This window comes from Kitasatospora sp. NPDC058162 (assembly GCF_042884005.1).
Lineage (GTDB): Bacteria > Actinomycetota > Actinomycetes > Streptomycetales > Streptomycetaceae > Kitasatospora.
Genome location: NZ_JBHVUS010000004.1, coordinates 229,213 through 250,145, shown reverse-complemented (window position 1 = coordinate 250,145; position 20,933 = coordinate 229,213). Strand labels below are relative to the sequence as shown.

General features: G+C 70.9%; 17 protein-coding genes and 2 tRNA genes. 11 read left to right on the top strand and 8 right to left on the bottom strand.

Going from position 1 to position 20,933, the window contains the following annotated elements; translation table 11 throughout:
* Positions 1–76: 76 nt before the first annotated feature.
* The 8 genes from ACFVXG_RS10265 to rpmH all read right to left on the bottom strand — a co-directional run bounded on the left by ACFVXG_RS10265 (position 77) and on the right by rpmH (position 6,018).
* Positions 77–1,147 carry a ParB/RepB/Spo0J family partition protein gene (locus ACFVXG_RS10265; protein ID WP_387926127.1) on the bottom strand — a complete coding sequence of 357 codons (1,071 nt, stop codon included), beginning with the start codon at positions 1,145–1,147 and terminating at the stop codon, positions 77–79.
* Positions 1,144–2,091 (bottom strand): ParA family protein, encoded by a 948-nt coding sequence (locus tag ACFVXG_RS10260; protein ID WP_350506640.1) that lies wholly within the window; start codon positions 2,089–2,091, stop codon positions 1,144–1,146. The genes ACFVXG_RS10265 and ACFVXG_RS10260 overlap by 4 nt, the downstream gene beginning before the upstream one ends.
* Before the next feature lie 289 nt (positions 2,092–2,380).
* Positions 2,381–3,208: a 16S rRNA (guanine(527)-N(7))-methyltransferase RsmG gene (gene rsmG, locus ACFVXG_RS10255; protein ID WP_387926125.1), complete on the bottom strand. Its 828-nt coding sequence runs from the start codon at positions 3,206–3,208 to the stop codon at positions 2,381–2,383.
* A 159-nt stretch (positions 3,209–3,367) separates the two neighbouring features.
* On the bottom strand, positions 3,368–3,898 hold the full coding sequence (locus ACFVXG_RS10250) for a protein jag (protein ID WP_387926123.1): 531 nt from the start codon (positions 3,896–3,898) through the stop codon (positions 3,368–3,370).
* A 66-nt stretch (positions 3,899–3,964) separates the two neighbouring features.
* Positions 3,965–5,119, bottom strand: coding sequence for a membrane protein insertase YidC (gene yidC / locus ACFVXG_RS10245; protein ID WP_387926121.1), 1,155 nt, complete (start codon positions 5,117–5,119; stop codon positions 3,965–3,967).
* Between the two features lie 3 nt (positions 5,120–5,122).
* Entirely contained in the window at positions 5,123–5,437 is a 315-nt protein-coding gene (gene yidD / locus ACFVXG_RS10240) for a membrane protein insertion efficiency factor YidD (RefSeq protein ID WP_375891840.1), read from the bottom strand.
* On the bottom strand, positions 5,434–5,862 hold the full coding sequence (rnpA, locus tag ACFVXG_RS10235; protein ID WP_387926119.1) for a ribonuclease P protein component: 429 nt from the start codon (positions 5,860–5,862) through the stop codon (positions 5,434–5,436). Before rnpA ends, yidD begins: the two co-directional genes overlap by 4 nt.
* 18 nt (positions 5,863–5,880) lie before the next feature.
* Complete coding sequence (rpmH, locus tag ACFVXG_RS10230; RefSeq protein WP_030059672.1) at positions 5,881–6,018, bottom strand: 50S ribosomal protein L34; 138 nt, start codon at positions 6,016–6,018, stop codon at positions 5,881–5,883.
* 355 nt (positions 6,019–6,373) lie between these two features.
* On the opposite strand from rpmH, the gene dnaA reads away from it, so the two are divergent.
* The 11 genes from dnaA (at position 6,374) to ACFVXG_RS10175 (ending at position 20,916) form a co-directional block, all read left to right on the top strand.
* Positions 6,374–8,167 carry a chromosomal replication initiator protein DnaA gene (dnaA, locus tag ACFVXG_RS10225; protein ID WP_387926117.1) on the top strand — a complete coding sequence of 598 codons (1,794 nt, stop codon included), beginning with the start codon at positions 6,374–6,376 and terminating at the stop codon, positions 8,165–8,167.
* Positions 8,168–9,120: 953 nt separating this feature from the next.
* The gene (dnaN, locus tag ACFVXG_RS10220) at positions 9,121–10,251 is read left to right on the top strand and encodes a DNA polymerase III subunit beta (protein WP_350515684.1); all 1,131 of its coding nucleotides are present in this window, start codon (positions 9,121–9,123) and stop codon (positions 10,249–10,251) included.
* A 200-nt stretch (positions 10,252–10,451) separates the two neighbouring features.
* Positions 10,452–11,327 (top strand): phosphogluconate dehydrogenase (NAD(+)-dependent, decarboxylating), encoded by an 876-nt coding sequence (gnd, locus tag ACFVXG_RS10215; protein WP_387926114.1) that lies wholly within the window; start codon positions 10,452–10,454, stop codon positions 11,325–11,327.
* Positions 11,328–11,402: 75 nt separating this feature from the next.
* Positions 11,403–12,536: a DNA replication/repair protein RecF gene (recF, locus tag ACFVXG_RS10210; protein WP_387926112.1), complete on the top strand. Its 1,134-nt coding sequence runs from the start codon at positions 11,403–11,405 to the stop codon at positions 12,534–12,536.
* 122 nt (positions 12,537–12,658) lie between these two features.
* Positions 12,659–13,198 (top strand): DUF721 domain-containing protein, encoded by a 540-nt coding sequence (locus tag ACFVXG_RS10205; RefSeq protein ID WP_387926110.1) that lies wholly within the window; start codon positions 12,659–12,661, stop codon positions 13,196–13,198.
* A gap of 259 nt (positions 13,199–13,457) precedes the next feature.
* On the top strand, positions 13,458–15,482 hold the full coding sequence (gene gyrB / locus ACFVXG_RS10200) for a DNA topoisomerase (ATP-hydrolyzing) subunit B (RefSeq protein ID WP_387926108.1): 2,025 nt from the start codon (positions 13,458–13,460) through the stop codon (positions 15,480–15,482).
* Between the two features lie 137 nt (positions 15,483–15,619).
* Complete coding sequence (gene gyrA / locus ACFVXG_RS10195) at positions 15,620–18,157, top strand: DNA gyrase subunit A (protein WP_387926497.1); 2,538 nt, start codon at positions 15,620–15,622, stop codon at positions 18,155–18,157.
* A 148-nt stretch (positions 18,158–18,305) separates the two neighbouring features.
* A complete protein-coding gene (locus ACFVXG_RS10190; RefSeq protein ID WP_387926106.1) occupies positions 18,306–19,013 on the top strand; it encodes a DUF3566 domain-containing protein in 708 nt (235 codons plus the stop codon).
* 258 nt (positions 19,014–19,271) lie between these two features.
* Entirely contained in the window at positions 19,272–20,645 is a 1,374-nt protein-coding gene (locus ACFVXG_RS10185; RefSeq protein WP_387926104.1) for a class I SAM-dependent methyltransferase, read from the top strand.
* Positions 20,646–20,661: 16 nt separating this feature from the next.
* A tRNA-Ile gene (locus ACFVXG_RS10180) sits at positions 20,662–20,738 on the top strand.
* 101 nt (positions 20,739–20,839) lie between these two features.
* Positions 20,840–20,916 (top strand) — tRNA-Ile (locus ACFVXG_RS10175).
* The last annotated feature ends 17 nt before the right edge of the window (positions 20,917–20,933 follow it).

The window sequence follows — 20,933 nt, the reverse complement described above, 5'->3', positions numbered from 1 at the left end:
TGCATGTTTCACGTGAAACAGCGCTCACGTGGCACATGCACCCATCGGGTCGTCGCCCCCGGTCCGGGTGACCGGCTCAGCCCTGCGACAGCCGCAGACCGTCCTCGCCCGGAGCCATGCTGTCCAGGATCCGGTTCAGGTCCTCGACCGAACCGAACTCCAGCACCACCTTGCCCTTGCCCAGCTTCCCGCCGCGCTGCGACACCTCGACCTTGACCCGGGTGTCGAAGCGGTCCGACAGCCGGCTCGCCAGGTCGTTGAACGCCGGGGAGATGAGCTTGCCGGCCTTGGGCGCCTGGCGCTTCGCCTCCTGCGGCTCCTCCGAGCGCATCAGGACGACGAGCTCCTCGACGTTGCGCACCGTGAGGCCCTCCGCGATGATCCGCGCGGCCAGCTTCTCCTGGGTCTCGGGATCCGTCAGCGGCAGCAGCGCCCGTGCGTGCCCGGCCGTCAGCGTGCCGGCCGCCAGTCGGCGCTGGACGGGGGCCGGGAGCTTCATCAGCCGCAGGGTGTTGGAGACGTGCGGCCGCGAGCGGCCGATCCGGTCGGCCAGCTCCTCGTGGGTGCAGGAGAAGTCCCGCATCAGCTGGTCGTAGGCGGCCGCCTCCTCCAGCGGGTTGAGCTCGGCCCGGTGGAGGTTCTCCAGGAGGGCGTCCAGCAGCAGCTTGTCGTCCTCGGTGGCCCGGACGATCGCCGGGATCCGCTCCAGCCCCGCCTCACGGGAGGCCCGCCAGCGGCGCTCGCCCATGATCAGCTCATAGCGCTCGGCCGCGACCTGGCGCACCACGATCGGCTGGAGCAGCCCGACCTCCTTGATGGAGGCCACCAGCTCGGCCAGCTTGTCCTCGTCGAACACCTCCCGCGGCTGGCGCGGGTTGGGGGTGATCGCGTCCAGCGGCAGCTCGGCGAAGGAGGCCCCGGGGACCGGCGCCGGCTGCTCGGCCTGCCGTCCGACCGCCGCCCGGGCCGCCACCGTGGCGCGGCCGCCCGGCAGCACCGGAACCGAGGCGGGCGACGTCGTGCCGGTCGCCACCACCGAGGTCGGCGCGGACGTGGCGGCAGCGGGCTGCGCCGCCCCGCCGTCGGCCGGTGCTGCGGGGCCGATCAGCGCCCCGAGCCCTCGTCCCAGACCCCTGCGACCACTCACTGATGACCCTCCGTCGTACCGTGCTGTGCCATCGGGGCGCCGTGCCCCGTACCGCTGCCGTCCCGCTGCTGACCCACCAACGAGCCGCCCTGGCCCACCGCGCGCAGCGCGAGCTCGCGGGCGGCCTCCAGGTACGAGAGCGCCCCGGTCGAGCCCGGGTCGTAGGTCAGCACCGTCTGCCCGTAGCTGGGCGCCTCCGAGATGCGGACCGAGCGCGGGATCGCCGTGCTCAGCACCTCGGCCTGGAAGTGGGTCCGGACCTCCTCGGCGACCTGGGCGGCCAGCCTGGTCCGGGCGTCGTACATGGTGAGCAGGATGGTCGAGACGTGCAGCGTGGGGTTGAGGTGCGCGCGCACCAGCTCGACGTTGCGCAGCAGCTGGCCGAGGCCCTCCAGCGCGTAGTACTCGCACTGGATCGGGATCAGCACCTCCTGACCGGCCACCAGGGCGTTGACCGTCAGCAGGCCCAATGAGGGCGGACAGTCGATCAGGATGTAGTCCAGCGGCTGCTCGTACGCGGCGATGGCGCGCTGCAGCCGGCTCTCCCGGGCCACCAGCGAGACCAGCTCGATCTCGGCGCCGGCCAGGTCGATCGTGGCGGGGACGCAGAAGAGCCCCTCGACGTCCACGACCGGCTGGACCACGTCGGCCAGGGGCTTGCCCTCGACCAGGACGTCATAGATGGACGGCACCTCGGCGTGGTGGTCGATGCCGAGGGCGGTCGAGGCGTTGCCCTGGGGATCGAGGTCGACCACCAGGACGCGCAGCCCGTGCATGGCCAGCGAGGCGGCCATGTTCACGGTCGTGGTGGTCTTACCCACCCCGCCCTTCTGGTTGGCGACCACGATCACCCGGGTGGCGGCGGGCCGGGGCAGCCCCTCCCCCGCTCGGCCGATCGCCTGAACCGCAGCCTGGGCAGCCCGCGCGATGGGCGTGTCATCGATCTGGTCGATGGTCTCCGAGTCCTGCATGGGGCTCAGTGTTTCACGTGAAACCGGAGCGGCAACAGTCGCAGCCCGGAAGAGACCGAGCCCGCGGCGGGGCCGCCAGTCGAAGCTGTCGGAGAGGAGGGAGCGACGTTTCACGTGAAACACCATGCCCGCTATGCCGGAAATCTGACGTTGCGACACTCCGGTGTTCCGATCTCGGCCTGCCCGTCACCTGAACGACGACGGGCGGACGGTTCCCCCCTCTCGAGGGGAGCCGTCCGCCCGTCGTTCCGTACCGAGGACCTCAGCGGGTGCCGCGGCGGCGCCCGGCCCGGGCGCGATCGCCGGTCTTGACGCCGGCATTGCGGCCGGCCCGGGCCGCCTTGGCCCGCTTGGTCGCGGCCTTCACCCCGCCGGGGCTCTCCCCCGCCTTGACCTGGACCACCCGGGTCGAGGTCTCCAGGGTGCCCTCGCCGACCGAGATCACGCTCCACTCGACGGCGCCCAGCTTGGCCAGCCCGGCGCGCGAGTCGGCCAGCTCCTGCTCGGCGCTGTCGCCCTTGAGCGCCAGCATCTGCCCGTGCGGACGCAGCAGCGGCATCCCCCAGCCGGCCAGTCGGTCCAGCGGTGCCACGGCCCGGGCGGTCACCACGTCCACCGCGAGCTTGCCGATCATCTCCTCGGCGCGGCCGCGGAGCACCGTGACGTTCTCCAGCCCCAACTCCCGGACGACCTCCTCCAGGAAGGTGGTCCGGCGCAGCAGCGGCTCCAGCAGGGTCACCGAGACGTCCGGACGGGCCAGCGCCACCGGGATGCCCGGCAGGCCGGCGCCGGAGCCGACGTCGCACAGGGTGGAGCCGGTCGGCAGCAGCTCGGCCAGCACCGCGCAGTTGAGGACGTGGCGGTCCCACAGCCGGGGCACCTCACGGGGCCCGATCAGCCCGCGCTTGACCCCCGCCGTGGCCAGCAGCTCGGTGTAGCGGACGGCGGCGTCGAAGCGGTCGCCGAAGACCTCTCTGGCGGCCGCCGGCGCCTCGGCCAGCACGTCCAGCTCGGGCACCTCGGCCCGTTCCTCCGCGTCAGGGTTCACGTCCGCCCCCGGACGGCCGGTGGCCGCGCTCTCCGTGTCCATCTCGACCTCTCCGATCTCCGGATCCACCGACCCGCTCAACGCACTGTTTCACGTGAAACATCCCAGGAGGAACAACGACCCCGCCCGCACGAGGCGGACGGGGTCGCGTTCGGCCATACTCGCCGGTCGCCGCGGCGGCCGGTCATCGTCCCGACGGCCTCAGGCCGGCAGCACGACCACGCACCGCTCGGGCTCCTCGCCCTCCGACTCGCTGCGCAGACCGGCGGCCGCGACCGCGTCGTGGACGACCTTGCGCTCGAAGGGCGTCATCGGCCGCAGCTTGACCTGCTCGCCGCTGCTCTTCGCCTGCTCCGCGGCCTCGGCCCCGAGAACGGCCAGCTCCTCGCGCTTGCGGGCCCGGAAGCCGGCGATGTCCAGCATGAGACGGCTGCGCTCGCCGGTCTCCCGGTGGACGGCCAACCGGGTCAGCTCCTGCAGGGCCTCCAGCACCTCGCCGTCCTGGCCGACCAGACGCTGCAGCGCGCGGTCGTTGCCGTCGCTGACGATGGACACCAGGGCGCGGTCGCCCTCGACGTCCATGTCGATGTCACCGTCGAGGTCCGCGATGTCGAGCAGACCCTCCAGGTAGTCCGCCGCGATGTCACCCTCCTGCTCCAGGCGGGTGACGATGCTCTCGTCGGTGCTGGCGACGTCCTCGGCCTCGACGGCGGAGGTGGTGCCTTCCGTCACTGATGGACTCCTTCGGAGATGGGGCCCGGCTGGCGGGCGGGGAACGAAGCTCTTCGCAGAAGTCGGTCAGGACTTCTTCTTCGGCCGCTGGCCGCCACGCTTGGGCTGCTGCCGGGTGCCCTGCTTGGTGCCGCCGGGCTTGGCCGCAGTGGGCTTGGCGGCCGTCGCCTTGGCACCGGAGTCCGCCGGGACGGCGTCCTCGGCGGGCTGCTCGACCTGGGTGTCCTCGCTCGGCTCGGTCGCCTGGGCGGCACCGCCCTGCTGGCGCTGGGCCTTGGTCTGGCGGCGGGGCTGCTGGCGGCTCGCCCGGACCGACTCCTCGACCACGGCGGCGGCGGAGGCCGCCTCGGCGATGGCCGTCTTGGACGGGGGCAGCATGCCCCAGAGCGCGCCCTTGATCTCCGTACCGTCCGAACGCAGTCGGCCGGCCTTCTTCAGCCGCGCCTGGCGCTCCTCGAAGGCCTTGCTGCCCGGGGTCGGGTTGTTGCGGATGACGACCAGCTGCTGGCCCATCGACCAGACGTTGGTGGTCAGCCAGTAGACCAGGACACCGACCGGGAAGTTGATGCCCATCACGGCGAACATGACCGGGAAGACGTACATCAGCATCTTCTGCTGCTGCATGAACGGCGTCTTGACCGTGAGGTCGACGTTCTTGGTCATCAGCTGGCGCTGGGTGACGAACTGCGACAGCGACATCATCACGATCATCACCGCGGTGACGATCTTGACGCTGGTCTCCGGGCTGCCGAGGAAGGTCGCGGACAGCGGGGCGCCGAAGATGTGCGCCTTGCCGGCGCTCACCAGCAGGCTGCCGTGGATCACGCCGATGTCGTGGCCCTTGGCGACGTTGGAGAGCACGCCGTAGAGGGCGGTGAAGAACGGCGCCTGAACGATGATGGGAAGGCAGCTGGAGAACGGGTTGGTACCCGCATCCTTGTACAGCTTCATCATCTCTTCGGACTGGCGCTGCCGGTCGTTCTTGTAGCGCTCCTGGATGGCCTTCATCTTCGGCTGGATCGCCTGCATGGCCCGGGTCGCCTTGATCTGCTTCACGAAGAGCGGGATCAGGCAGATCCGGATGACGACCACCATCGAGGCGATGGCCAGACCCCAGGCCCAGCCACCGTCCGGGTCGAAGACGTTGCTGTACAGCGAGTGGAACTGGACGATGATCCAGGACACCGCTGTGTAGAGGGGACTCAGAAAACCGAAGGTCACCGGTCAGACTCCTTGGGCATCGGGCTTCGCCACCGGCTCCGGCTCGGCGGTCCCGCTCTTGGGGCTCAGCAGATCACGCAGCCGGCGGTGCCACACCGGGTGCTTGCGGGGAGGGACGTGGTCCACCCCGCCAGGTGACCAGGGATTGCAACGGAGGATGCGCCACACGGTCAGCCCGCCGCCCTTGACCGCCCCGTGCACCTTCACGGCCTCGAAGCCGTAGTGCGAGCAGGAGGGGTAGTAACGGCAGACCGGACCGAGCAGTGGGCTGATCGTCCACTGGTAGACCCTGATCAGACCCATCAGCAGGTACTTCATCGCCCTGCTCCCGTCGGCGCCGTGGCGGTGGGCTCGGCCCTCAACAGCCGCTTGAGCGCCGCGTCCAGGTCGCGTTCCAGCTCCTGGTACGAGGCGGTCGCGGCCTGGGGCAGCGCGCGCACCACTATCAGGCTACCGGCGGGCAGCCTGGACAGACGATCACGAACGAGATGGCGCAACCGGCGCTTCACCAGGTTGCGGACGACCGCCGGGCCAACGGCCTTGCTCACGACGAAACCCGCACGCGCCGAAGGAGTCCCCTCGGCGACGTGCGGGCGGGAGTCGCTGGTCCGGTCGGTCTGCCCCTGCGGGTCGCCTTCTCTGCTGAGATGGACGACCAGAAGGGGCCGGCCGGCCCGGCGACCGCGTTTCACCGCGGTCGCGAAGTCCTGGCGCCGCCGCAGCCGATTCTCGGAGGGCAGCACAACAGACTCTGGTGCGGATCAGGCGGACAGGCTGGCGCGGCCCTTGCCACGGCGGGCAGCCAGGATGGCGCGGCCGGCGCGGGTACGCATACGCAGCCGGAAGCCGTGGGTCTTGGCGCGACGACGGTTGTTCGGCTGGAAGGTGCGCTTGCTCACTCGGGGGCTCCTGAGGTGAATCGTAGGATGACGGGGTGTCGCTTGGCCGTCACCGTGCGTCCGCGTGATCTCCCTGGAATTCGGAAATCCGGCCCATCGCCCCAGTTCGGCTGGGGTCTGAGGCAATCCACGGCGCCCGTGCTGCGCGCCTTATGGAGCGGGTGGACCCGCGGACATGCGGCAGCGGCCATCGACAACTCGACCTGGTTACGGTACGCGGGACGGGGCACGAGGGTCAAACCAGCCGTCCGGAGGAGCCGTTTACCCACAGCCTGTGGACAACGACTTGATCCGTCCCTGTTCGCTGACTACCGTTGCAGGACTTGTCTGGTTTGTTCTTCGAAAGCGTGCACCAGTGGCTGATGGCAACAGCGACCTCGTCCCGGTCTGGGCGAGGGTCGTCGAGCGGCTGGTCAACGACCCCGATGTCGGGGAGATGGACAAGCAGTGGGTGCAGCGCACCCAGCCCATGTGGATGATGCACGACACCGCCCTGCTGGCGACCCCGAACGAGCGGGCCAAGCAGGTGCTGGAGGGTCGGCTGCTGCCCCAGCTGACCGACGCGCTCAGCCGCGAGCTCAGCCGTCCCGTCCGGATCGCCGTGATGGTCGACGCCAACGCCGTGCCCACCGCCCCCGCGCCGGGCCCCCAGGCCCCCGCCGAGCCGTACCCGGGCCCGGTCGAGGAGGACTCCGGCTACGGCGACCAGGGCTACCAGCAGCCGTACGAGCAGGACTACGAGCGCCCCCGCTACGACACCGGCGGCTACGAGCAGCGCCCGGCCCCCTACGGCGGCCAGCCGGCCCAGCCCTGGCCCGGCTACCAGGAGCCGCAGGCGCCGTACCACGAGCCCGAGGAGCCCTCGCCCCGCCAGGTGCCGCGGCACCTCCCCAGCCCGCCCTCGACCACCCAGGGCGACCTCTTCGGCGGTGCCTACGGCCCCGGCCCCGGCGAGCAGCCCCGCACCGGCGCCGGCCGCCGCGGGCACGGCGCCCGGCCCGCCGGCGGCCGCCCGGCCGAGAAGTCGGCGGAGCCGCCGACCGAGCGCCCCGCCGTCCCCGGGGTGCCCGCCCCGCCCGGCGCTCCCCCGGCCGGCGGCTCCCGCAAGGACGAGCCGGCCGCCCGGCTGAACCCCAAGTACCTGTTCGACACCTTCGTCATCGGCGCCAGCAACCGCTTCGCCCACGCGGCGGCGGTGGCCGTCGCCGAGGCTCCGGCCAAGGCGTACAACCCGCTCTTCATCTACGGCGAGTCCGGGCTGGGCAAGACCCACCTGCTGCACGCCATCGGGCACTACTCGCGCAGCCTCTTCCCGGGCACCCGGGTGCGCTACGTGTCCTCGGAGGAGTTCACCAACGAGTTCATCAACTCGATCCGGGACGGCAAGGCGGACACCTTCCGCCGCCGCTACCGGGACATGGACATCCTGCTGGTGGACGACATCCAGTTCCTGGCGAGCAAGGAGTCCACCCAGGAGGAGTTCTTCCACACCTTCAACACCCTCCACAACGCGAACAAGCAGATCGTGCTGTCCTCGGACCGGCCGCCCAAACTGCTGACCACGCTGGAGGACCGGCTGCGCAACCGCTTCGAGTGGGGTCTGATCACCGACGTCACCCCGCCGGAGCTGGAGACCCGGATCGCGATCCTGCGCAAGAAGGCGATCCAGGAACAACTCAACGCTCCCGCCGACGTGTTGGAGTTCATCGCGTCCCGGATCACCCGCAACATCCGGGAGTTGGAGGGCGCCCTGATCCGGGTGACCGCCTTCGCCAACCTCAACCGGGCCCCGGTGGACCTGGAGTTGGCCGGGATCGTCCTCAAGGACCTGATCCCGGGCGGGGACGAGGACGCCGGCCCGGAGATCACCGCGCAGGTCATCATGCAGCAGACCGCCGCCTACTTCGGGCTCGGCGTGGACGACCTCTGCGGTTCCTCGCGCAGCCGGGTGCTGGTGACGGCCCGGCAGATCGCCATGTACCTGTGCCGGGAGCTCACCGACCTCTCGCTGCCGAAGATCGGCGCCCAGTTCGGCGGCCGCGACCACACCACGGTGATGCACGCGGACCGGAAGATCCGCTCGCTGATGGCCGAGCGGCGCTCCATCTACAACCAGGTCACCGAGCTGACCAACCGCATCAAGAGCTAGCCGTCCGCCGCGAGTTGGGGCGAGCGGCCACACGGCCCCGGAAGGGCGTCAGGAGCGATCCTGGCGCCCTTCCGCCGTTTCCACAGGTGTGCGCCGGCCCGCGGTTGGGCATGGATCCGGGCGACGGACGTTCCACCAGTCCACAGCCCGCGCCGAACAACTGACCGGTGATTCGAAAACCACCGGCGCGCAGGGCAGTTGTCCACAGGACGGGCCCCTTTCGCACAGTCCACAGGCTGGGGAGTCCGGAGTTATCCAGAATTCGTCCACAGGCCCGTCACCGCTACGCTCTTCCGCGCAGGTCAGGTGCCTGTGGACTTGTGCACAACGGTTATCCACAGGGTGTGGACAATTGACGGGCCACCAGTGGGCCGTCCGGGTTATCCACCGGTTGTCCCCAGGGCCGGGGCCGTTATCCCCAGGTTGTCCACAGCGGGGTCCACAGTTCGACAACCTTGGGCCGCCGTTCATACCCTGGTGTGAAAGGCGTCACGTAAAGTTGACCGGCGCCCGTGGATAACCGGGCCCGGATCTGGGGACAGCCCTGGGGATAACCTGTGGATACCCTGCGTGCCCTGTGGGTAACGCTCGGCTGTCCACAGCGGGCCCTGTCCGTCCACAGCCGCCGTCCACACCGACTGTGGACAAAATTCGGGCGCTGACCTGCGGAAACAGGGTTATCCACGGTTTCCACAGGCCCTACTACTACCGCTACACAGATAGACCGTGAACCTGCTTTGAAAGTGGGGGGTCCCGAAATCTGTGGACAACCGCGCCCCGACATCTGTTCGGGTTTGCTTCCGCCCGTCTGCCCCGTCTGTCGGCGGAGTACGTCAGACTGTCCTCTGCGACTGGAAGCGGAGTGGTAGAGCTCGGCGGACAGGCGCACCGACGATCAAGATCAGACGAACCAGAGTGCGAGCGGGAGCGCTCGATCCAGGAGGCGGTTACCGGTGAAGTTCCGGGTGGAGCGTGACGTCCTCGCGGAGGCGGTGGCCTGGGCTGCCCGCAGCCTCCCGGCACGGCCGCCGGTGCCGGTGCTGGCCGGCCTGCTGCTGACCGCGCAGGAGGGCAGCCTGGCGCTGTCCGGCTTCGACTACGAGGTCTCGGCCCGGGTCGAGCTCGAGGCGGACGTCGAGGAGGCCGGCACCGTCCTGGTCTCCGGTCGCCTGCTCAACGACATCTCGCGCAACCTTCCCAACAGGCCTGTGGAGATCTCCACCGACGGCCAGCGGGTCAGCGTGGTCTGCGGCAGCTCCCGCTTCACCCTCCCCACCCTGCCCGTGGACGAGTACCCGGCGCTGCCCCAGATGCCGACCGCCACCGGCACCGTCGCCGGTGACGTCTTCGCCTCCGCGGTCAGCCAGGCGGCCGTCGCGGCCGGCCGGGACGACACCCTGCCGGTGCTCACCGGTGTCCGGGTCGAGATCGAGGGCGACCGGATCACCCTGGCCGCCACCGACCGCTACCGCTTCGCCGTCCGCGACCTGCTGTGGAAGCCCGAGCAGTCGGACATCTCCGCGGTCGCCCTGGTGCCCGCCAAGACGCTCCAGGACATCGCCAAGTCCCTGGGCAGCGGCGACACCGTCTCCATCGCGCTCTCCTCGGGCGGTGCGGGCGAGGGCCTGATCGGCTTCGAGGGCGCCGGCCGCCGCACCACCACCCGGCTGCTGGAGGGCGAGTTCCCCAAGTTCCGCAGCCTCTTCCCGACCGAGTTCAGCGCGGTCGCCGCGATCCAGACCCAGCCCTTCCTGGAGGCGCTCAAGCGCGTCTCGCTGGTCGCCGAGCGCAACACCCCGGTCCGGCTGAACTTCGAGCAGGGCGTGCTGACCCTGGAGGCCGGCTCGGGCGACGACGCCCAGGCCACCGAGCGGATCGAGGCCGACCTCGAGGGCGACGACATCTCGATCGCCTTCAACCCGGGCTACCTGGAGGAGGGCCTCAAGGCCATCGACTCCCCCTTCGCCCAGCTGAGCTTCACCACCCCGACCAAGCCCGCGCTGCTCAGCGGCAAGGTCTCGGTGGACGCCGAGGAGGACAAGGCGTACCAGTACCTGATCATGCCGGTCCGCCTCTCCGGCTGACCCTCCGTCCGGCCCGATCGCCGTTCCGACCGGTCACCCGATCGGTTACCCACAGGCTGTGCACACCCGCTGTGCACAGCCTGTGGACGTCTCCCCCGGTCGGCCCGACCCCGCCGAGTCCGGAACCGCCGGAAGCGTAGGCTCGGGGAGTGCGGCAACGGCGCCGCCGCCAGGCACGTCCCCACAGTAAGGATTTGGTCATGGAGCTCGGCCTCATCGGTCTCGGCAAGATGGGCGGCAACATGCGCGAGCGGATCCGCCGCGCCGGCCACACCGTCATCGGATACGACCGCAACCCGGAGATCTCCGACGTCGAGACCCTGCAGGAGCTCGTCTCCAAGCTCCAGGGCCCGCGCGTGGTCTGGGTGATGGTTCCGGCCGGTGCCGCGACCCAGGCGACCGTCGACGAGCTCGCCGAGCTGCTCTCCCCCGGCGATGTCGTGGTGGACGGCGGCAACTCCCGCTGGACCGACGACGTCAAGCACGCCGAGGCGCTGGCCGCCAAGGGCATCGGCTTCGTCGACTGCGGCGTCTCCGGCGGCGTCTGGGGCCTGGAGAACGGCTACGCGCTGATGTACGGCGGCGACGCCGAGCACGTCGCCCGCGTCCTGCCGGTCTTCGACGCGCTCAAGCCCGAGGGCGACTTCGGCTCGGTGCACGCGGGCGCGGTCGGCGCCGGCCACTTCGCCAAGATGGTCCACAACGGCATCGAGTACGCGATGATGCAGGCCTTCGCCGAGGGCTGGGAGCTGCTGGAGGCCGCCCCCGAGGTCACCGACGTGCGCGAGGTCTTCCGCAGCTGGCAGGAGGGCACCGTCATCCGCTCCTGGCTGCTGGACCTCGCCGTCCGGGCCCTGGACGAGGACGAGCACCTGGCCAAGCTGCGCGGCTGGGCCGCCGACTCCGGCGAGGGCCGCTGGACCGTCGAGGCCGCGATCGACCACGCCGTGCCGCTGCCGGCGATCACCGCCTCGCTGTTCGCCCGCTTCGCCTCCCGCCAGGACGACTCGCCGCAGATGAAGATGATCGCCGCGCTGCGCAACCAGTTCGGCGGCCACGCGGTCGAGTCCAAGTAACCGAGAACCGGCCGGGGCCCCGGGGGCCGTTCCCCGGGTAGCCCCAGACACAGAAGGCGGGCGCAGTCCACAGCCATGCACGTCGCGCACCTGTCGCTCGCCGACTTCCGGTCGTACGCCCGGGCCGAGGTTCCCCTCGACCCGGGCGTGACGGCCTTCGTCGGGCCCAACGGCCAGGGCAAGACCAACCTGGTCGAGGCGATCGGCTACGTCGCCACCCTGGGCAGCCACCGGGTGGCCACCGACGCCCCGCTGATCAGGCTGGGCGCCGAGCGGGCGGTCATCCGTACCTCGGTGGTGGACCGCGGCCGCTCCTCCCTGGTCGAGCTGGAGCTCACGGCGGGCAAGGCCAACCGGGCCCGGATCAACCGCTCGGACAACGTCCGCCCGCGCGACGTGCTGGGCCTGCTGCGCACCGTGCTGTTCGCCCCCGAGGACCTCAGCCTGGTCAAGGGCGACCCGGGCGAGCGCCGGCGCTTCCTGGACGAGCTGCTGACCGCCCGGGCCCCCCGGCTGGCCGGGGTCCGGCAGGACTACGAGCGGGTGCTCAAGCAGCGCAACGCCCTGCTGAAGACCGCCGCGATGGCCCGGCGGGCCGGCGGCGGCAAGGGCGCCGACCTGTCCACCCTGGAGGTCTGGGACGGCCATCTGGCCCGCGCCGGGGCCGAGTTGACGGCCTTCCGGATCCAGCTGGTGGCCGCCCTGCAGCCGCTGGTGACGGGGGCGTACGGCCGGGTGGCCCCGGGCGGCGGGGAGACCGTGCTGGAGTACCGCAGCTCCTTCGAGGGCGAGCTGCCGAGCAGCCGGGAGCAGGCCGAGGAGCAGTTGCTGGCGGCGCTGCAGGCGGTCCGCAAGCAGGAGGTCGAGCGGGGGATCACCCTGGTCGGCCCGCACCGCGACGAGCTGGTGCTCAAGCTGGGCCCGCTGCCCGCCAAGGGCTACGCCAGCCACGGTGAGTCCTGGTCGTTCGCGCTGGCGCTGCGGCTGGCCTCGTACGAGCTGCTGCGCGCCGACGGCGGCGAGCCGGTGCTGATCCTGGACGACGTGTTCGCCGAGCTGGACGCCGCCCGCCGGGACCGGCTGGCCGAGCTGGTGGCCGACGGCGAGCAGGTGCTGGTGACGGCGGCGGTGGCCGAGGACGTGCCGAAGGCGCTGGCCGGCGCCCGGTTCGCGGTCTCCGACGGCGCCGTGCGCCGGATCGACGCCTGATACCCCGCCCACCCCGTTCCCGCCGCCACCCGCACCGCGGCAGGTGCCGACGTCGGGCGTGCGCGCGCTCCCGTAGGCTGGACGGCTCGGGGTTGTCCACAGGCTGGGGAAAGGAGATCGCCGTGAGCGATTCGGCGGAGACCTCCCCCGGCCCCGGCGCCGCCGCGCCCACCGGTGCCGACCTGGCCCGGTCCGCCCTGCGGGCGGCCCGCGCCCAGGCCCGTCAGCGCGGTGAGCAGGTCCAGCAGAAGCGCGAGGCGAAGCGGCACGGGCTGCGCAGCGGCGCCCGCTCGGACGGCCGCGACCCGGTCCCGCTGGGCGCGGCGTTGAACCGGCTGCTGACCGAGCGCGGCTGGGAGTCCTCGGCCGCGGTCGGCGGGGTGATGGGCCGTTGGCCGCAGATCGTCGGCCCGGACATCGCCGCGCACTGCCACCCCTCCTCCTACGACGATGCCGACGCGGTGCTCACCGTGCAGTGCGACTCCACCGCGTGGGCCACCCAACTCCGCTGGCTGGCACGGCAGTTGGTGGCCCGTCTGAACCACGAGCTGGGGCACGGCACGGTCCGGACCATCAAGGTGCTCGGCCCGGCCGCACCGGCCCGCGGCTACGGCCGGCTGCGCGCGCCCGGGAGCAAGGGTCCGGGCGACACCTGGGGCTGAGCCCGGCCGGCGGCGGTCGGTCCCGACCGGGATCGGACCACGATCTTCCGGAACCCCTGACGGCCCTTCCAGGCGCCCCGGGCCCCCGGGGCGAGTATCGGGACACGTCCCGAGGGGATTCAGGGCGGCATATCTGCCTTCAAGGGCTGCCAAACGCCCATCTCTGTCAGTCGTACCGGTAGACTGAGAGCCAAACACTGTTGCTAGTGGCAACCGAGTCGAAACGCCGTGGTCGCACGCCCGCCCGCACGGGGCTGGAATGCGGCCCGCGCTGTGCCAGAGAGGGCGCTTCGTGGCCGATTCCGGCAACCCCAGCCAGACCCCAGACCAGACCGACCAGTCTTCCTACACCGGTAGCAACATCCAGGTGCTGGAAGGCCTCGACGCCGTCCGCAAGCGCCCCGGCATGTACATCGGCTCCACCGGTGAGCGCGGCCTGCACCACCTGGTGCAGGAGGTCGTGGACAACTCCGTCGACGAGGCGATGGCCGGGTACGCCGACACCATCGACGTCACGATCATGCCCGACGGCGCCATCCGCTGCGTCGACAACGGCCGCGGCATCCCGGTGGACATCGTCCCCGGCCAGGACAAGCCCGCCGTCGAGGTCGTGCTCACCGTCCTGCACGCGGGCGGCAAGTTCGGCGGCGGCGGCTACGCCGTCTCCGGCGGTCTGCACGGCGTCGGCGTCTCGGTGGTGAACGCGCTGTCCACCCGGCTCTCGGTGGAGATCCACAAGGACGGCCACATCTGGACCCAGGACTACAAGATGGGCGCGCCGACCGCCGCCCTGGTCAAGGGCGCCGAGACCGACCGCACCGGCACCACGGTGACCTTCTGGGCCGACGCCGACATCTTCGAGACCACCGTCTACTCCTTCGAGACGCTCTCCCGGCGCTTCCAGGAGATGGCCTTCCTCAACAAGGGCCTGTCGATCTCGCTGACCGACGAGCGCCCCGAGCACGTGGACGAGGACGGCAAGCCGCTCACCGTCACGTACAAGTACGACGGCGGCATCGCCGACTTCGTCGCCCACCTCAACTCCCGCAAGGGCGAGGTCGTCCACCCCTCGGTGATCGACTTCGAGGCGGAGGACAAGGACAAGGCGATCTCGGTGGAGATCGCGATGCAGTGGAACTCCTCCTACACCGAGGGGGTCTACAGCTTCGCCAACACCATCCACACCCACGGCGGCGGTACCCACGAGGAGGGCTTCCGCGCCGCGCTGACCGGCCTGGTCAACCGCTACGCGCGGGACAAGAAGCTGCTCCGCGAGAAGGACGACAACCTCTCCGGCGAGGACATCCGCGAGGGCCTGACCGCGATCATCTCGGTCAAGCTCGGCGAGCCGCAGTTCGAGGGCCAGACCAAGGACAAGCTCGGCAACACCGAGGCGAAGACCTTCGTCCAGAAGGTCGTCCACGAGCAGCTGAACGACTGGCTGGACCGCAACCCCAACGAGGCTTCGGACATCATCCGCAAGTCCATCCAGGCCGCCACCGCGCGCGTCGCCGCCCGCAAGGCCCGCGACCTCACCCGCCGCAAGGGCCTGCTGGAGTCCGCCTCGCTGCCGGGCAAGCTCTCGGACTGCCAGTCCAAGGACCCGTCCGAGTGCGAGATCTTCATCGTCGAGGGTGACTCCGCCGGCGGCTCGGCCAAGCAGGGCCGCGACCCGCGCACCCAGGCCATCCTGCCGATCCGCGGCAAGATCCTGAACGTCGAGAAGGCCCGGATCGACAAGGTGCTGCAGAACACCGAGGTCCAGGCGCTGATCTCGGCCTTCGGCTGCGGCATCCAGGAGGACTACGACGAGTCCAAGCTGCGGTACCACAAGATCGTCCTGATGGCGGACGCCGACGTCGACGGGCAGCACATCCGCACCCTGCTGCTGACCCTGCTGTTCCGCTTCATGCGGCCGCTGGTCGAGTCCGGGTACGTCTACCTCGCCATGCCGCCGCTGTACAAGATCAAGTGGGGCAAGGACGACTTCGAGTACGCCTACTCCGACCGCGAGCGCGACGCGGTGATCGCGGCCGGCGTCGAGGCCGGCCGCCGGCTGCCCAAGGACGACGCGATCCAGCGCTTCAAGGGTCTCGGTGAGATGAACGCCGAGGAGCTCCGGGTCACCACCATGGACGTCGAGCACCGGCTGCTGCTCCAGGTCACCCTGGAGGACGCCGCCCGCGCCGACGAGCTGTTCTCCGTGCTGATGGGCGAGGACGTCGAGGCCCGCCGCTCCTTCATCCAGCGCAACGCCAAGGACGTCCGCTTCCTGGACGTGTGACGCCTGCGAACCAGGCCCCGCACGTACCAGTCCGCGTGAAAGGAAACTGACTACCAGTGGTCGACGACAACCGTCCCGAAGGCGATCAGCCCGAGACTCCCGAGACCCCCGCCGCCGAGGCCACCACCCAGGTGACCATGCGGATCGAGCCGGTCGAGCTCGAGACCGAGATGCAGCGCTCGTACCTCGACTACGCGATGAGCGTGATCGTCAGCCGGGCGCTCCCCGAGGTCCGTGACGGCCTCAAGCCGGTGCACCGCCGCGTGCTCTACGCGATGTACGACGGCGGGTACCGGCCCGAGAAGGGCTACTACAAGTGCGCCCGCGTCGTCGGCGACGTGATGGGCAACTACCACCCGCACGGTGACACCTCGATCTACGACACCGTGGTCCGCCTGGCCCAGCCGTGGTCGATGCGGATGCCGCTGGTGGACGGCAACGGCAACTTCGGCTCCCCAGGCAACGACCCGGCCGCGGCCATGCGCTACACCGAGTGCAAGATGATGCCGCTGGCCATGGAGATGATGCGCGACATCGACGAGGAGACCGTCGACTTCGCGCCCAACTACGACGGCCGCTCGCAGGAGCCGACCGTCCTGCCCGCGCGCATCCCCAACCTGCTGGTCAACGGTGCCACCGGCATCGCGGTCGGCATGGCCACCAACATCCCGCCGCACAACCTGCGCGAGGTCGCCTCCGGCGCGCTCTGGTACCTGGAGAACCCCGAGGCCTCCGCCGAGGAGCTGCTGGAGGCCCTGATCGAGCGGATCAAGGGCCCCGACTTCCCCACCGGCGCGCTGATCGTCGGCCGCCGCGGGATCGACGACTACTACCGCACCGGCCGCGGCTCGGTCACCATGCGCGCCGTGGTCGAGGTCGAGGAGATCCAGGGCCGCCAGTGCCTGGTGATCACCGAGCTGCCGTACCAGGTCAACCCGGACAACCTCGCGCTGAAGATCGCCGACCTGGTCAAGGACGGCAAGATCGCCGGCATCGCCGACGTCCGCGACGAGTCCTCGTCCCGCACCGGCCAGCGCCTGGTGGTCGTGCTCAAGCGCGACGCGGTCGCCAAGGTCGTGCTCAACAACCTGTACAAGCACACCGAGCTGCAGACCAACTTCGGCGCCAACATGCTGGCCCTGGTCGACGGCGTGCCGCGCACGCTGTCGCTCGACGCCTTCATCCGGCACTGGGTCAACCACCAGGTCGAGGTCATCGTCCGGCGCACCACCTTCCGGCTGCGCAAGGCCGAGGAGCGCGCCCACATCCTGCGCGCGCTGCTCAAGGCCCTGGACCTGATCGACGAGGTCATCGCGCTGATCCGGGCCTCGGCCAGCGCCGACGCCGCCCGCACCGGCCTGATGGGCCTGCTGGACATCGACGAGCTCCAGGCGAACGCGATCCTGGAGATGCAGCTGCGCCGACTGGCCGCCCTGGAGCGCCAGCGGATCATGGACGAGCACGACGAGCTGCAGCGCAAGATCGACGAGTACAACGCGATCCTGGCCTCGCCGATCCGCCAGCGGGAGATCATCTCCGAGGAGCTCACCGCGATCGTCGACAAGTACGGCGACGAGCGCCGCTCGACCCTGATCCCCTCGGACGGCGACCTCTCCATCGAGGACCTCATCGCCGAGGAGGACATCGTCGTCACGATCACCCGTGGCGGCTACGTCAAGCGGACCCGCTCCGACCTCTACCGCTCGCAGAAGCGCGGCGGCAAGGGCGTGCGCGGTGCCCAGCTCAAGCAGGACGACATCGTCGACCACTTCTTCGTGACGACGACCCACAACTGGATCCTGTTCTTCACCAACAAGGGCCGGGTCTACCGCGCCAAGGGCTACGAGCTGCCGGACGCCGGCCGCGACGCCCGCGGCCAGCACGTGGCCAACCTGCTGGCCTTCCAGCCGGAGGAGCACATCGCCCAGGTGATGGCCGTCCGCACCTACGAGGACAAGCCGTACCTGGTTCTGGCCACCCGGGCCGGCCTGGTGAAGAAGTCCCCGCTCAAGGACTACGACTCCCCGCGCTCCGGCGGCCTGATCGCGATCAACCTGCGCCAGGACGAGGAGGGCCGGGACGACGAGCTGATCGGCGCCGAGCTGGTCTCCTCCGAGGACGACCTGCTGCTGGTCTCCAAGAAGGCCCAGTCGATCCGCTTCACCGCGACCGACGACGCGCTGCGGCCCACCGGGCGCGCCACCTCGGGCGTCAAGGGCATGGCCTTCCGCGAGGACGACGAACTGCTCTCGATGAACGTCGTCCGTCCGGGCACGTACGTCTTCACCGCCACGGACGGCGGGTACGCCAAGCGGACCGGTGTCGACGAGTACCGTGTCCAGGGACGCGGCGGCTACGGCACCAAGGCGGCGAAGATCGTCGAGGGCCGGGGCTCGCTGGTCGGCGCGCTGGTGGTCGACGACACCGACGAGATCATGGCGATCACCCTCTCCGGTGGGGTGATCCGCACGAGGGTTTCCGAGGTTCGTGAAACCGGACGTGACACCATGGGCGTCCAACTGATCAACCTCGGAAAGCGCGACGCGGTGGTGGGCATGGCCCGCAACGCGGAGGCCGAGGACGAGGAGACGGCGGAGGACGAGGTCGCTGGCACCGAGTCCACCGAGACGGCCGAAGGTGCGGGGACGGCGGTCGGCGGAGACGCCGAGGTCTGAACCGAACCGCAGACCGGTGTCGCCGCGTCCACAGAGTGGGGCGCGGCGGCATCGGACGCCGACCAGTACCGGGCAATCCCGCCGGGGGCTGGATGACGAGTGACGGATCAGGGCGGCGCCGCCCTGGTGGGAAGTGCGGGAGGACCAGGTGAGTGGAGCCACGGGTGCTGCGGGAGGACCCTCCGGCGGCCGTCCGGGCGCGCAGGGCGGGGGGTCGTACGGCGGCGTGCCGGGGCAGCCGCCGACCGAGCACTCGGCCGCGTCCACCTCGCTGATGCCGCCGGTCGGCGGAGCGGGCCAGGCCGGCGGACAGAGCGGCTTCTCGCAGCCGACCACGTACACCAAGGGGCAGCCGACCCCGGCCCGGGGCACCCGGACCGGCGGCAACACCCCGGCCGGCGGCACCCCGGTGCCCGGCGCGCCGCGCCGGCCCGCCGCCGCCGCCGGGCCCGCGACCGTCGGGGGCGGCCTCGGCCGGACCCGCAAGGCCCGGCTGCGGGTGACCAAGGTCGACCCGTGGTCGGTGATGAAGGTCAGCTTCCTGCTGTCGCTGGCTGTCGGCATCATCATCATCGTGGCCTCGGCCGTGCTGTGGATGACGCTGGACTCGCTCGGCGTCTTCGACTCGCTGACCAAGACCCTCAAGGACGTCACCGGCGGCGGTGCGGACAACGCCAGCAGCCAGCTGAACCTGATGGACTACATCGGCTTCGGCAAGGTCATGATGTTCACCACGCTGATCGCCGTGGTCGACGTCGTGCTGCTGACCGCGCTGTCCACGCTCTCGGCCTTCATCTACAACGCGGCGGCCGGCTTCACCGGCGGCGTCGAGCTGACCCTGGCCGAAGAGGACTGATCCGGCCGGATCCTGACCCCTGGTCAATTCACCGTCCGCGGACGGAATGCACGGGCCCCGCAGGCTGTTCCAGCCTGCGGGGCCCGTCGGCATTTCGGGTGACAGCCGGCACCCCGCGGCGTGCCGCCCGGAAACGGGCCGGCCGCGGTGGGATTAGCTGGACGCCGCCCGTTCCCACCCCTGGGAGTGCCACAGGCCGCCCCGGTCGGTCGACCGGGTCAGGTGAGGTTCCGCAGGACGGCTGGACGGAGGCGCGCGATGGCGAAGCTCGCAGGTCAACTGGTGGAAGCCCTGGACGGGCTGGTGGGCGTCCCGGTCCCGCTGCGGGTCCAGGCCTGGGACGGCAGCGTCGCCGGGCCGCCCGGAGCGCCCACTCTGGTCCTGCGCAACCGCCGGGCGCTGCGCCGGCTGCTCTGGCAGCCGGGCGAGCTGGGCCTGGCCCGGGCCTACGTCGCGGGGGACTTGGACCTCGCCCCCGGCACCGACCTCTACGAGACGCTCTCCGCGGTCGCCCGCTTCGCCGAGCTCCCGGAGATCCGCACCCTGTCCCTCGGGCCGCGCGACGTCCTCGACGCCCGGGGCCGCCGGGCGGTCGCCGCCCTCCTCCGGGTCGGGGCGGTCGGCCCGGAGCCCACCCCGCCCCCGGAGGAGGTCCGCCGGGCCGGGGGGCGGCTGCACAGCCGCGGCCGGGACCGCGCGGCCATCAGCCACCACTACGACGTCGGGAACGACTTCTACGGCCTCGTGCTGGGCCCCTCCATGGTCTACTCGTGCGCCTACTGGACGCCCGGGGCGAAGAGCCTGGAGGCCGCCCAGGAGGCCAAGCTCGACCTGATCTGCCGCAAGCTCGACCTGCACCCCGGGATGCGGCTGCTGGATGTCGGCTGCGGCTGGGGCTCGCTGCTGCTGCACGCGGCCGAGCACTACGGGGTCACCGCGGTCGGCGTGTCGATCTCCAGGGAGCAGGTCGCGCTGGCCCGCGCGCGGGTCGAGGAGGCCGGCCTGGCCGACCGGGTGGAGGTCCGGCTCCAGGACTACCGGGAGATCACCGACGGCCCCTTCGACGCGGTCTCCAGCGTCGGCATGGCCGAACACGTCGGCGCCGAGCAGTACCGGGTCTACGCCGAGGGCCTGTACCGGCTGCTGGCACCCGGCGGCCGGCTGCTCAACCACCAGATCGCCCGGCGCCCCGACCACCCCGGCGAACCGCACCGCACCAGCCCCTTCATCGACCGCTACGTCTTCCCCGACGGCGAGCTCTCCCCGGTCGGTTCCACCGTGGCCCGGCTGGAGGAGGCGGGCTTCGAGGTCCGGGACGTCGAGGCGCTGCGCGAGCACTACGGGCTGACCCTGCGCGAGTGGGTGGCCAACCTGGAGGCGCACTGGACGGAGGCGGTCCGGCTGGTCGGCCTCGGCCGCGCCCGGGTCTGGCGGCTGTACATGGCCGCCTCCGCGCTGGCCTTCGAGCAGAACCGGATCGGGGTGAACCAGATCCTCGCCGTCCGCGGCACCGAGCAGGGCGGGTCGGGCCTGCCGCCGACCCGCGAGGAGTGGCTGGTGCGCCCGGCCGCCGAGGTCACCGCCGCGACCCCGGTCGGAACGGATTTGGGAGATCGGCGGTCGGTCCGCTAATCTTTCAGTGCGGCAAGGGCCTATAGCTCAGACGGTTAGAGCGCTTCCCTGATAAGGAAGAGGCCACAGGTTCAAGTCCTGTTAGGCCCACCACCGCGAAGGGCCCGGAGTGATCCACTCCGGGCCCTTCGGCGTTCCCGGGACGGGATGGAGTCGCAGGTCGCGCGGCATCCGGTACTATCTCTGTGCAGCGAGGGCCTATAGCTCAGACGGTTAGAGCGCTTCCCTGATAAGGAAGAGGCCACAGGTTCAAGTCCTGTTAGGCCCACCACCGCGAAGGGCCCGGAG